Source organism: Paenibacillus sp. FSL R7-0179 (assembly GCF_038002265.1).
Taxonomy (GTDB): domain Bacteria; phylum Bacillota; class Bacilli; order Paenibacillales; family Paenibacillaceae; genus Paenibacillus_AQ.
On record NZ_JBBOCC010000001.1, the window covers coordinates 1,050,849 to 1,063,963 of the forward strand.

The 13,115-nt window shown below is 53.0% G+C and carries 12 protein-coding genes; 11 read left to right on the forward strand and 1 reads right to left on the reverse strand.

Translation table 11 applies throughout. The features are described from left to right. Positions 1-45 precede the first annotated feature (45 nt). Together yycI and MKX63_RS04575 are read left to right on the forward strand one after the other, a co-directional pair. Positions 46-786: a two-component system regulatory protein YycI gene (yycI, locus tag MKX63_RS04570; protein WP_340750554.1), complete on the forward strand. Its 741-nt coding sequence runs from the start codon at positions 46-48 to the stop codon at positions 784-786. A gap of 16 nt (positions 787-802) precedes the next feature. Beyond that, entirely contained in the window at positions 803-1,609 is an 807-nt protein-coding gene (locus MKX63_RS04575; protein WP_036699804.1) for an MBL fold metallo-hydrolase, read from the forward strand. Here MKX63_RS04575 and MKX63_RS04580 read toward each other — a convergent pair. After that, the gene (locus tag MKX63_RS04580; protein WP_341015545.1) at positions 1,578-1,784 is read right to left on the reverse strand and encodes a hypothetical protein; all 207 of its coding nucleotides are present in this window, start codon (positions 1,782-1,784) and stop codon (positions 1,578-1,580) included. The two genes, MKX63_RS04575 and MKX63_RS04580, sit on opposite strands and share 32 nt — an antisense overlap. A gap of 355 nt (positions 1,785-2,139) precedes the next feature. On the opposite strand from MKX63_RS04580, the gene MKX63_RS04585 reads away from it, so the two are divergent. The 9 genes from MKX63_RS04585 to MKX63_RS04625 all read left to right on the forward strand — a co-directional run bounded on the left by MKX63_RS04585 (position 2,140) and on the right by MKX63_RS04625 (position 13,029). Further along, positions 2,140-3,387 (forward strand): S1C family serine protease, encoded by a 1,248-nt coding sequence (locus MKX63_RS04585; protein WP_341015546.1) that lies wholly within the window; start codon positions 2,140-2,142, stop codon positions 3,385-3,387. A 402-nt stretch (positions 3,388-3,789) separates the two neighbouring features. Continuing rightward, the gene (locus MKX63_RS04590; protein ID WP_019914582.1) at positions 3,790-3,990 is read left to right on the forward strand and encodes a cold-shock protein; all 201 of its coding nucleotides are present in this window, start codon (positions 3,790-3,792) and stop codon (positions 3,988-3,990) included. Positions 3,991-4,080: 90 nt separating this feature from the next. After that, positions 4,081-4,311 carry a cold-shock protein gene (locus tag MKX63_RS04595; protein WP_341015547.1) on the forward strand — a complete coding sequence of 77 codons (231 nt, stop codon included), beginning with the start codon at positions 4,081-4,083 and terminating at the stop codon, positions 4,309-4,311. 224 nt (positions 4,312-4,535) lie between these two features. Beyond that, positions 4,536-5,924: a cytochrome ubiquinol oxidase subunit I gene (locus tag MKX63_RS04600; RefSeq protein WP_341015548.1), complete on the forward strand. Its 1,389-nt coding sequence runs from the start codon at positions 4,536-4,538 to the stop codon at positions 5,922-5,924. A gap of 3 nt (positions 5,925-5,927) precedes the next feature. After that, positions 5,928-6,941: a cytochrome d ubiquinol oxidase subunit II gene (cydB, locus tag MKX63_RS04605; protein WP_341015550.1), complete on the forward strand. Its 1,014-nt coding sequence runs from the start codon at positions 5,928-5,930 to the stop codon at positions 6,939-6,941. Continuing rightward, positions 6,941-8,710: a thiol reductant ABC exporter subunit CydD gene (cydD, locus tag MKX63_RS04610; RefSeq protein WP_341015552.1), complete on the forward strand. Its 1,770-nt coding sequence runs from the start codon at positions 6,941-6,943 to the stop codon at positions 8,708-8,710. Before cydB ends, cydD begins: the two co-directional genes overlap by 1 nt. Beyond that, a complete protein-coding gene (cydC, locus tag MKX63_RS04615) occupies positions 8,707-10,506 on the forward strand; it encodes a thiol reductant ABC exporter subunit CydC (protein WP_341015555.1) in 1,800 nt (599 codons plus the stop codon). Before cydD ends, cydC begins: the two co-directional genes overlap by 4 nt. A gap of 455 nt (positions 10,507-10,961) precedes the next feature. Further along, positions 10,962-12,758, forward strand: a complete 1,797-nt coding sequence (locus tag MKX63_RS04620; RefSeq protein WP_341015556.1) for a M3 family oligoendopeptidase — start codon at positions 10,962-10,964, stop codon at positions 12,756-12,758. A 103-nt stretch (positions 12,759-12,861) separates the two neighbouring features. Beyond that, on the forward strand, positions 12,862-13,029 hold the full coding sequence (locus tag MKX63_RS04625) for a CxxH/CxxC protein (RefSeq protein WP_063829067.1): 168 nt from the start codon (positions 12,862-12,864) through the stop codon (positions 13,027-13,029). Positions 13,030-13,115 lie beyond the last annotated feature (86 nt).

Sequence of the window (13,115 nt, forward strand, 5' to 3'; positions counted from 1 at the left end):
GAGATTAAGCCGCGCGGACAGATTACCGATTCGAGGAGGAACGTTATGGATTGGGGAAGGGCCAAGAGTGTATTGATATATGCTTTTCTGGTGCTGAATCTGCTGCTGTGCTATCAGCTATGGATTGATGTGCGTGATCAGGTCAGCGCCGGACTTGACTTCACTTCCCTGTCTGCTGAGACTCAGGCGGTGATGGAAGAGAAGAACATCCGGCTGCTGTGCCCGATTCCGGCTGGTACTCCACAGCTGCCTGATATCACGTACCGTTATTCGGCCGAAGAGCAGAATGAACTGCCTGTGAAGCTTAAGGAGCCGATCGACAGCAAGCTGATGTACTCCTCGTTCTCGGAGCTGAGCAATCTGCTGAAGAGCCAGATTCCCGACATTGCCAATTACCGGTTCGATTCACAGGAGAGCGAGGTGGGCAAGTTCGTCCTGCATCCGCTGGTGGATAACAAGTGGTCCCTGTTCAGAGTGCGGCTGGAGCTGATTAACAGTGATCAAAAGATTGTGGCCTACCGCTGGCCGAAGATTGAGATTGCAGCAAGCCGGAGCGAGGATCTGCAGAAGGTGCTACCGGCTTCACAGGCGCTTAGCAGTCTGATCGAGAAGTATTTCCCTGCAGATGCCGCAGTGAAGGAGATTGAGCTGGGTTATTACGGTGAGCTGTTCAACTCCGAGAGCCAGGTGGCTTCGCCGATGTGGCGGTTCATCTTGGAGGACGGCAGCGCCTACTATATGGATGCGATCAGTGCGGACATTATCAGTCCGAAGACAACAGAGTAGAAGGAGCAGGAGAGATATGGGGATTTCATTTACAGTACTGTCCAGCGGTTCTACCGGGAATGTGACAGTGGTGCGTAACGGCGAGACCACACTTATGATCGACGCGGGCTTAAGCGCGAAGCGGATTGACGAGCTGCTGGCTATGCGTGAGCTGACGGGAGCGGAGCTGGACGGGATTCTTGTGACGCACGAGCATTCGGATCATATTAAGGGGCTGGGCGCGATGGCCCGCAAGTATAATCTTCCGATCTATGCGAATTCGAACACCTGGGGAGCCATAGAGAAGGGGATTGGCAAGATTGAGGAGCATAACCGGGTCATTATGGAGACCGGGCAGCACCGGGATTTCGGCAGTATGCGGGTGGAATCCTTCGCCATCTCCCACGATGCTGCGGAGCCGGTAGCTTACAATTTCTATGACGGCAAGGAGAAGCTGTGTGTAGCGACAGACCTCGGGTATGTCAGCGACAAGGTGAGAACGGCTATATCGGATGCCGATGTGCTTGTGCTGGAGTCAAATCATGATATTGAAATGCTGCGGATGGGGCGTTATCCCTGGAATACGAAACGGCGGATTCTCGGCGATCTGGGGCATCTGTCCAATGAGGCGGCAGGCGCAGCGCTCAGCGAGATTCTGAGCGGGCGGACCAAGCGCGCCTATCTGGCCCATCTGAGCAGAGACCATAATATGATGGATCTGGCGAAGATGTCCGTGCGCGGGGCGATGGAGGACCGGGGCTGCTTTTACAAAGACAGTGAGTTCAGGCTCTGTGATACCTACTATGACCGGCCTACGCCATGGGATAAGGTGAGTCAGTCATAAGGCGGTCAACCTCGGTAATCTTGTGCTCCAGCTCCTGGCGGGAGAATAGGCCTTTATCAATTAACAGCTCAATCATTGCATGCTGGACAAGAATCAGCTGATAATGTTCATCCTTAAGGTCCCCCAGCTTGCCAATGAACTGAACCAGATCCTTACTTGTTGAAAAAGACTCCATAGTCCGGACCTCCTTGTGAAATAGGTTATAGTGAGGCTGTGAATAATTTACATTTATTTAACATAGAAAACATGTGGGCAGCGCGGCTGCCTGTGATACAATCATATAGAGCGTTCTAATTCTATTGTAGTCTTTTAAGTTGCAAAATATTCCGGATACAAGCTGTTAACTTTTTAGTAGCTTATTAGAATAATAGACATCCCTTGCGCTTAGAACCCACTGGAATGTGGTGAATAAATCAAGTGAAACCTTTTAGTACTTCGTGAAGTCTAAGAGATATAGCGGTTAAGCTCGGGCGTGGTTGCTTGGCGTTCAGGTCGTGAATGCGGTGGCAATAGAGGGGAGAGAGTGTAACATGGGATTATTCGATGATGATTTCTATTCAACCAAGGTGTCACGGCGCAAAAGCGGCAAATCTAAATCAACCGGCGGATATGCTGACGGCAAGTGGGCTGTCCGCAAATCGAAGCGGTCGCTGGCAACCTGGCAGATCTCGCTGATCAGCTCTGTCTGCAGTGCTGTAGCGGCTGTGCTGCTGTTCAGTCTGGTAACGGGACAGTTCACCACGGAGAGAATTCAGGCCCCGGTGGTTATTGATAAGGTGGCTGCGAGCAGCGCTGATCCGTATGACCGGATTATTCAGGCTGCTGCACATATCCGCCCTGCGGTAGTGAGCATCATTAATCATAAAAAAGACAATAAGGAACTTAATATTCTCGATGAATCCGCTCTAGGCTCGGGAGTTATCTATAAGAAGGACGACAATAAGGCCTTTATCATTACCAATAACCATGTCATTGAGGGTGCCGGCAAGCTGGAAGTGGTTACAGTAGACGGCGTGACACACAAGGCGGAGCTGGTGGGCGCCGACAAGGTGAGTGATATTGCTGTGCTCTCCATTGACGGCAAGGGGATCGACCGGATTGCTGAGATCGGGGATTCCTCCAAGCTGCGTCTGGGTGAGACAGTCATTGCCATCGGTAACCCGCTAGGGCTCGGGGATACACTAACTTCCGGTATTGTCAGCTACACAGAGCGGACGATACCGGTATCACTGAACCAGGACGGCGTGTACGATTGGGAGCAGGAAGTGATTCAGACGGATGCGGCCATTAATGAGGGCAACAGCGGAGGCGCACTGGTGGATCTGGACGGTAAGGTGATTGGTATCAATACGATGAAGATCTCCGATACGGGGGTAGAGGGGTTGGGCTTTGCGATTCCCGCCAATCGTGTAGTGGAGACAGCCAATGAGCTTACTTCCAAAGGCCGTATAGCCCGGTCATACCTGGGCGTCTATTCAGTGGATCTGAATAATCCGTATGTGCCGTTGGCCGATGATCAGCGCAAGGAGCTTAATCTTCCGTCTACAGTAACGGATGGGGTTGTGGTTCTGGATGCTGTGGGACCGGCGAAGGATGCAGGCCTGCAGCTTAACGATGTGATTACGAAGTTCAACGATAAGCCGATTACTTCTACGCTGTCGCTGCGCAAATATCTGTACGATCATACCAAGATCGGAGATAAGCTGAAAATCACCTTCTACCGTGATGGTGAAGTGAAACAGACAACAGTCCAGCTTCTTGAAAAGCCAGAGGAATAAAATTGGAAATGGCCGTATATAATAATGAGGCAGTCACGATTACGGAAATAGTTCAAGCCGTCCTTTTCATAAAAAAGAAAAGGGCGGGGCTGTTTCAAGAATAAATAAATGGGGTAAATGGTAGTAATGGGTATAAATATTACGACTTATTACGACTTAATGCGACTGGTAGCCCTTACATTGGGAAGTAGTCCTTATAAGGGAAAAAACGGAGAAATTAGGATAGAACAGCTTGCCTTTGTTATTAAGGTGTGGTAACATGAAATTATTCTTACATTGATACCTTATTCTCGCATTGAAAAGGGCTGTCAACCAAAGCTACAACCTTTCTCAATGTGTGAATTTTTTCTTTGTCTGAAGATAAAAAGAACATATTAATTTAAATTTGTGGAGGTAACACACATGCAAACAGGTACAGTTAAATGGTTCAACGCAGAAAAAGGATTCGGTTTCATCGAAGTTGAAGGCGGAAGCGACGTATTCGTTCACTTCAGCGCAATCACTGGCGACGGCTTCAAAACTTTGGACGAAGGCCAACGCGTTGAATTCAACGTTGTTCAAGGCAACCGTGGACCACAAGCCGAAAACGTTGTAAAACTGTAATTAATAGAAGATACCGTCCCCGCTTGTGAAAGTTGGGACGGTCTTTTTTTATCATTACTTGCTTGCAACATAAAGGAAGGAGGAACGGCAATGAACTACCGGAAAAAGCCTTTGGAGGAAGTACCGGAAGAAAATACCGCAATTTGGGCCTGCACCAATGAGGATTGTAATGGATGGATGAGGGATAATTTCGCATTTGAACATGCACCTTCCTGCCGTCTCTGTCATTCCCCATTGGTTCGTAGCATGAAGATGCTGCCGCAATTGCTTAATTCAAATGGCGATCTCAAATCGCTTAAGAAAGGTATTTCCATTACCTAGACCAATACCTTTATGAGTCAAGACAACTTATATATGAGAGACACATTCAAGACGGTGAATCCGTCTTATTTTTTTTGCTTTTAAGCGCAATATTGTGATATTTGTCACAAATTTATTGTTTTTTATGCCTAAACGGGGCGTATAATGTGATAATCATCACACTTTGAGTGATAGAAATTTGACAAAATAGACATAACGAAATGGGGAGAAGGAAGGGGAGAAATATGGATACAGTACTGCTGTCACGTATACAATTTGCGTCGACGACAATTTTTCATTATTTCTTTGTGCCAGTATCGATCGGACTTGCGCTCATAATTGCCATTATGGAGACCATGTACGTAAGAAAGGGCAATGAAGAGTACAAAAGAATGGCACAATTCTGGGGGAAGCTGTTCCTGATTAACTTCGCAGTAGGTGTAGTAACAGGAATCTTGCAGGAATTCCAGTTCGGAATGAACTGGTCCGATTATTCGCGCTTCGTCGGTGATGTGTTCGGGGCTCCGCTTGCGATTGAAGCCTTGTTGGCTTTCTTCCTGGAGTCCACGTTCATCGGAATCTGGATCTTCGGCTGGGATAAGGTGTCCAAGCGGATTCACCTATTATCCATCTGGCTGGTAGCCTTCGGGACAATGCTGTCGGCATTCTGGATTCTGCTGGCTAACTCGTTCATGCAGCATCCGGTGGGCTTCCAGATTAGCAATGGCCGTGCTGAGATGAATGACATCTTCGCACTGATTACGAACGGCCAGCTGCTGGTGGAATTTCCGCATACAGTGCTTGCCGCTTACGCTACAGGCGCCTTCCTGGTAACAGGGATCAGTGCTTACAAATTGCTTAAGAAGCAGGACGTCGCCTTTTTCCGGAAATCATTCGAGATTGCAGCCATTGTAGGGGTTATCTCTTCCTTCGGCGTTGCGGTTGCCGGACATGCACAGGCTCAATATCTGGTAGAGACACAGCCCATGAAGATGGCCGCATCCGAAGCGCTGTGGGGTGAGAGCGGCGACCCGGCACCTTGGACGGTATTTGCCAATATCGATGTGAAGAACCAGACCAACAGCAAAGAAGTTCAGGTTCCGTATCTGCTGAGCTTCCTGTCCTACAGTAAATTCTCCGGTGATGTGAAGGGGATGCTGGAGCTGCAGAAGGAGTATGAAGCAGCCTACGGACCGGGAGATTATATTCCGCCGGTCAAAACAACCTTCTGGAGCTTCCGGATCATGGTTGCTGCCGGCACGCTGATGATGCTGTTCGGGGTATATGCTATCTACCTCATGTGGCGCAAAAAGATGGATAAACCCAATACCTGGTTCATGCGCTTCATGTTCTGGGGACTGCTGCTTCCGCCGATTGCCAACACGGCCGGCTGGATTATGACAGAGATCGGGCGTCAGCCATGGACTGTATTCGGACTTATGACTACAGAAGACAGTGTATCGCCTAATATTACCAGCGGACAGGTACTGTTCTCGGTGATTTCTTTTACCGCGATCTATGCCATATTGGGTGCAGTGCTGGTTGGCCTGTTCGTCAAAGTGATCAAAAAAGGTCCTTATGCTATGGATAACGAACACGGTGAATCCCACGATCCGTATAACAAGGAGGGCTAACCAATGTCACTTAATGAATTATGGTTTCTGCTGATTGCGGTGCTGTTCGTCGGGTTCTTCTTCCTGGAAGGCTTCGACTTCGGTGTAGGGATGGAGACGCAGATTCTGGCCAAGAATGACACGGAACGCCGGATACTGATCAATTCGATCGGGCCGTTCTGGGATGCGAATGAGGTATGGCTGATTACGGGTGCCGGTGCAATGTTCGCGGCCTTCCCGCATTGGTATGCTACGCTGTTCAGCGGTTTCTATATTCCGTTTGTATTTGCCCTGCTGGCGCTCATTGCCCGTGGTGTTGCCTTCGAGTTCAGAGGTAAGCGCGATTCCAAGGCTTGGCAGAAAACATGGGATGTCTGCATCTTCTTCGGCAGCTTCCTGCCGCCGTTCCTGCTCGCCGTGGTATTCGCCAGCTTCATCAAGGGCTTGCCGATTGACAAGGATATGCAGATGTATGCCGGATTCTTCGATATCGTTAATGCGTATACGGTAGTTGCAGGGATTACGGTTGTTCTGCTGTGTCTGGTACACGGCCTGATGTTCACTACGCTTCGCACGCTTGGAGATTTGCAGGAACGGGCGCGTAAGCTGGCCCAGAAGCTGCTGATTCCACTGGCGGCGCTGCTGGTAGCCTTCGTTGTAATGACGTATACTATGACAGATATCTTCGATAAACGCGGAACGCTGCTGTGGATTGTAGTTGTTCTGGGTGCAGCCGCTTATCTGCTGGCCGGATATTTCATGACTAAGAAGAAGGACGGCTATGCCTTCGGGATGACTGGTGCTGTGATGGCGCTGTCTGTTGCTTCGATCTTCATTGGACTGTTCCCGCGGGTTATGATCAGTTCGCTGGATCAGGCGTTCAACCTGACGATTACGAATGCAGCCTCCGGCCAATACTCGCTGAAGGTGATGACGATTGTAGCGCTGACTCTGCTGCCGTTCGTGCTGGGTTATCAGATCTGGAGTTATTTCATCTTCCACAAACGGGTTCATGAGAAGGAGCATCTTGAATACTAATGGATAAAAATTTGCTTGGGTATAAAGGAGTTAAGCCTGTCTTTCTGCTGGTTGGCTTCCTAACCCTGGTGCAAAGCTTCTCCATTCTTCTGCTGGCGAAGTCGCTGGCAGAAGCTGTCTCTGCGCTGTTTGCGGGAGAACCGCTGAAGGAACAAGGGGCTAGAGCGCTCTTGTTCCTTCTTGCGTTTCTTGTGCGTCATGCCTGTGCTATGCTGATGAGCCGGGCGGCGTACCGCTTCGCGGAAGCGACCGGCAGCAGCATGCGGAGACAGATGATGGACAAGCTGTTCCAGCTGGGACCAAGGCTGGCTGGCGACCAGGGGACCGGAAATATGGTCACATTAGTGCTTGAAGGAGTAACGAAGTTCCGCGCGTACCTGGAGCTGATTATTCCACGGATGGTCGGTATGGCGGTAACACCCGCTCTGCTGCTTGTCTATGTGTTCACCCTGGATACGTCCAGCGGTGTCATTCTTACCTTAACGATGCCGATCATTATTGTATTCATGATCCTGATCGGGATGACGGCCCGCAAGCAGATGGACCGTCAGCTGAAGTCTTACCGTACCTTATCGAATCACTTTGTGGATTCGCTGCGCGGTCTGGAGACGCTGAAATTCCTTGGACGAAGCCGCAGTCACAGTGAGAGTATCGCCAAAGTCAGTGACCGCTACCGTTCAGCAACTATGCGTACGCTGCGAGTCGCCTTTCTGTCCTCGTTCGCACTGGATTTCTTCACCATGCTGTCTGTTGCTTCGGTAGCGGTAAGCCTGGGTCTGCGTCTGGTCAATGAGCAGATGACGCTGGTTACCGGACTGACGATTCTGATTCTCGCGCCGGAGTATTTCCTGCCGGTACGGCTGGTGGGTGCAGACTTCCATGCCACACTGGATGGTAAGGAAGCCGGTGAAGCGATGAAGAGCATTATTGACCGTGAGACAGTCCAGGCGAAGCTGCTGGAGCCGGGTGGGCAGAAGGAGATGGCGGGCCTTGGCGGAGCTTGGTCAGGCGACTTTTTCACGTGGAACAATAACAGCCACCTGAAGCTTGACGGGGTAGGCGTGACCTATGAAGCGGACGGAGTGCCGTCACTGGAGGCTGTTCATCTTGAATTCAGCGGGTACCGCAAGATTGGCATTATCGGAGAGAGCGGCGCAGGCAAGTCTACACTGGTAGACATTCTGGGCGGCTTCCTTCATCCAACCTCCGGAACCCTTACGATCAATGGAAGCCTGGTCAGTGCGCTGACCGATGAGGGCTGGCGGAAGCAGACGGCTTATATTCCGCAGCGCCCTTACATCTTCAGCGGCACGCTGGCTGATAATGTGCGGTTCTATTATCCCGAGGCTTCGCAGGAGGCTGTAGCTGCTGCGCTGGAGTCAGCAGGTTTATCGAAGCTGGTATCCTCGCTGCCGGAAGGTATGAACGAGATGATCGGGGGCGGCGGCCGTTCGCTCAGCGGCGGGCAGGAGCAGCGCGTGGCTCTGGCCCGCGCCCTGCTGAGCAGCCGCCCGATTATGCTGCTGGATGAGCCGACGGCCCATCTGGACATTGAGACGGAATATGAGCTGAAGGAGACGATGCTGCCGCTGTTCGAGGGCAAGCTGGTATTCCTGGCTACACACCGCCTGCACTGGATGATCGACATGGATCTGATTGTCGTTATGCAGCAGGGACGGGTAGCTGAGATAGGCACACACGACGAGCTGACTGCGCGGCGGGGTGCTTATTATGAGCTTATTCAAAGTCAATTGGAGGGAATCCATTGAAACGTGAAGGATGGTTTGCTCCCTATTACTCTGCCTACTTCTGGCGGTTCGTGTTGATCATCCTGCTGGGCGCACTGACCATCTTCTCAGCGTCTTCGCTGATGTACACCTCAGGCTTCCTGATCTCGAAGGCCTCGATTCCGCCGGAAAATATACTGATGATCTATGTCCCTATTGTCGGTGTGCGCACCTTCGGGACCAGCCGGGCTGTTATCCACTATGTCGAGCGGCTCGTGGGACATGACACGATTCTGCGCATTCTGTCGAAGATGCGGGTCCGGCTGTACCATATGCTGGAGCCGCAGGCGCTGTTCTTGTCCTCGCGCTTCCGTACCGGGGATATTCTCGGTATGCTGGCCGATGATATCGAATATTTGCAGAATGTGTATCTGCGTACAGTCTTTCCGGGTATTATCGCGCTATTGATCTATGCAGCGGCGATGATTGCGCTTGGGACGTTCGATGTGGCTTTTGCTCTGCTTATGGGACTCTATATGCTGGTGCTGGTTGTCGTATTACCGCTGATCTCCCTCCTGCTTACCCAGAAGCGTCAGCGTCAGGTGAAGCAGGAGCGTAACCGGCTGTATCAAAAGCTGACAGATGCTGTGCTCGGACTAGGTGACTGGGTCATCAGCGGACGGCAGAGCCAGTTCGTCGATACGTATGAAGCGGACGAGCAGGCGGTTGCCCGCATAGACGGTTCGCTGCGGCGCTGGGCACGGCTGCGTATGTTCATCGGGCAGGCGGTGGTCGGACTGGCCGTGTTGTCTCTATTATACTGGGCGGCTGGACAGTATGCTGAGGGGGCGATTGCCGGAACGCTGATCGCAGCGTTCGTGCTGGTGGTCTTCCCGGTGGCGGATGCCTTCCTGCCCGTATCCGAGGCTGTGGAGAAAATTCCGCAATACCGGAATTCACTGGAGCGGCTGGAGAGTGTGGAGCCCCCGGCGGAGGGTGTATTCTCTGAGGCGGAGAAAGGCAGGAATGCCGAAGCTGCGGCTCAGGCCGTTGCTGCTGCCGAGGCTGCCAAGGCCAGCGGACAGGTTCATATTGAACTGAAGTCGGCAGGCTACCGCTATGCGGCAGGTGACGACTTCTCCGTTCAGGAGCTTGACCTTGCGCTGCCGCAGGGGCGGAAGATTGCCGTAATCGGCCGCAGCGGAGCCGGTAAATCGACACTGCTCAAGCTGGTGCAGGGCGTGATTGCGCCCACCATCGGCTCCGTGACGATTAACGGGATCGATGCTGCGGCTTACGGTGAGCGGATTCCGCAGCTCATCGCGGTGCTGAACCAGAGCCCGCATCTGTTCGACACGACGGTGGCGAACAATATCCGGCTCGGGGACCCGGGGGCTTCGGAGGCAGCGGTCCAGCAGGCGGCAGCCCAGGCGAAGCTGGATACGCTGATCTCTTCGCTGCCGGAGGGCTATGATACTCCGGTACGCGAGGCGGGTCAGCGCTTCTCCGGCGGAGAGCGCCAGCGGATGGCCTTGGCCCGTATTCTGCTGCAGAATACGCCGGTGGTTGTGCTGGACGAGCCGACCGTTGGCCTCGACCCGCGCACGGAGCGCGAGCTGCTGGCCACGATGTTCGAGGCGATGGCCGGCAAGACGCTGATCTGGGTCACGCATCATCTGGTCGGCGCTGAGCAGATGGACGAGGTTATCTTCATGGAGAATGGTCAGGTGGAGATGCGCGGCACTCATGCCGAGCTGATGGAGCAGCAGCCGCGTTACCGCAAGCTCTATGAGCTGGACCGGCCGGGCCAATATCTGAATGGGGCAGATGGTGTGTAGAAGCTAGGATTAGAGCCGAGGTAAGTGTGTGATTGCAACTGAAAAGCTCTTCCTGTCCCGCTGGGGGCAGGAAGAGCTTTTTTGCATGTGGGCCCAATGTAATCGGAAAACCGGCCATATTGGGCGGGTGTGCAGGGGTGTGGGCCCAATGTAATCGGAAAACCGGCCACATTGGGCGAGTGCTGGGGTATGTGGGCCCAATGTAATCGGAAAACCGGCCACATTGGGCGAGTGCTGGGGTGTGTGGGCCGGATGTAATCGGAAAACCGGCCACATTGGGCGGGTGCTGGGGTGTGTGGGCCGGATATAATCCTGTACATGTCCGGTGGATAGGACAAACCCGGGAAATTAAGGTACACTTAACTGGTCGATCCTGGAAATATATCAATTAGAACGGGGTGGAAGCATGTGATAACGGAGGGCTCCTGCGATTATAAATAAGGAGAGATTAATCAATGGAATCAACAACATGCGAATTAACATGGAATCTGGACCGGATCTATCCCTCGTTCGAGTCGGAGGGATTTCAGCAGGATCGCAGGCAGGTGGAGAGCCTTGCCGGGGAGCTGAATACATGGTCGGCCTCGCAGCCCGTTAGCGGGCAGGACGCTGCAGACCTGATGGAAGAGTTCCTTAAACAATATAATGCGTATCAACAGCTATATTTGCGTCTGTTCAGCTATGCGGAGCTGCGGTTCAGTGCGGATAGCCAGTGTGAGGAAGCTGTGAATCTGATGGACGAGCTGGAAGAGGTGACCAGCGGGGCGGGTGAAGCTTTGGTCCGCTTCAGCAAGTGGCTGGCGGGGGTAAGCGCGGGTGAACTGGAGCGGAGTCTCCGTTCCAGCGCTTATCTGGAGCAGCATGGCTTCTATCTGCGCGGATTACAGGGCAAATCGCAGCATATGCTTAGCGCGGAAGGCGAAGCGGTCATTGCCCGGATGCAGAACACCGGCTCGAAGGCGTGGGAGCGGCTGTACATGCAGACGCTATCCACACTGCGCACCGATCTGGAACTGGGTGGAGTTACCCGCAGTGTGACACTGGCGGAGCTGCGGAATCTGGTCTACGACCCTGATCCTGTGGTACGGCAGGCCGCGGCAGAAGCAGAGCATAAGGCTTGCCGCAGTGTTGCGGAGCAGAGTGCTGCTTGTATTAATGCTGTGTCCGGTGAGGCGGCTGCCGTCTATGAGCTGAGGGGTTATGTCTCCCCGCTGCATAAGGTGCTGGAAGCAGCGCGGATGGATCAGGAGACGCTGGAGGTGATGCTTCAGGCCATCCAGGAGAGCCTGCCGGTCTTCCGGCAATATTATGCCGGGAAGGCTGTGCGGCTGGGGCATGCGGGGGGACAGCTGCCGTTCTGGGATGTTTTTGCGCCCATGGGTACGGAGTCTTCAGTCCGCGTAACCTATGCTGAGGCCCAGGCGATGATTATCGCAGGGTTCAGCAGGTTCAGCCCCGAGCTGGGCGGGTTCGCCCGCAAGGTGTTCAGGGAACGCTGGGTTGATGCCGAGCCTCGCAGCGGGAAGGGGAATTTCGGGATGTGTGTCGATATCGTCCCGATTGGAGAGAGCCGGATCATAACAAGCTTCCACGGCCAATATATAGATGTGAGTGTGCTGGCCCACGAGATTGGGCACGCGTATCATACCAGCCGCCTTGCAGGACATACGATGGTCAACATGGATTATCCGGTGCCGATTGCGGAGACCGCGTCGATTTTTTGCGAGAGTCTGATTCATGTTGAACTCTTGAACTCGCTGCCTGCGGAGGAAGCGGATGCGATCCTGGAACGTAGTCTCTCGGATGCGGGGTATTATATTGTCGATTTCTATGCGAGATACTGCTTCGAGAGCGCGCTCTATGCCCGCCGGTTATCCGGTCCCCTTCCATTAGAGGAGCTGAACGCATTGATGCTGGAGTCGATGGCTGCCGCTTACGGGGATAGTGTACTGCCCGGGTCCATCCATCCCTACCAGTGGATTAGCAAGGCAGGGTATTATATGGCAGGCAATGAGTTCCTGAACTTCCCGTATTCCTTCGGGCTGCTGTTCTCCAAGGGGCTGTATGCCCAGTACCAAAAGCAGGGCCAGGCGTTCGTGAGCCGCTATGAACAGTTCCTCTCAGCAACCAGTACCCGGAGCATCGCAGACGCTGCCATGCTGATGGATATTGATGTGCATTCCCAGGATTTCTGGCAGGAGGCGCTCGGATTCATTGCCGGGGATATCCAGAAGTTTACGGGGAGGGAATAAGGCCCGGGTTTTGCGCTGCGGGAGGTTCCTTTTTGCAGGGAAGTGTGGTAGAACAGTAGTATAAGTCTACGCCGCAGCGGCACAGAAAGGGATGCTTGATTGAATGTATGTAGTCTGTAAGGAACACGTAGAGCTGGCCATCGACAAATTTGTGGACGAGTACGAGGATGCACCAGATGTAGTCGATCTGAAGGAGACGGAGTTCTCGGACTGGGACCCGCCGGCGAAATGTGCGGAATGTGAACGAAATGCAGAATATCTGGTCGTCTGAGGGCGGCCGGAATAACAAACACCCTGTGGCCGTGAAGGCTGCAGGGTGTTTTGGCGTGCGGGCGTATGTGTGAAAGGTATAGTTGC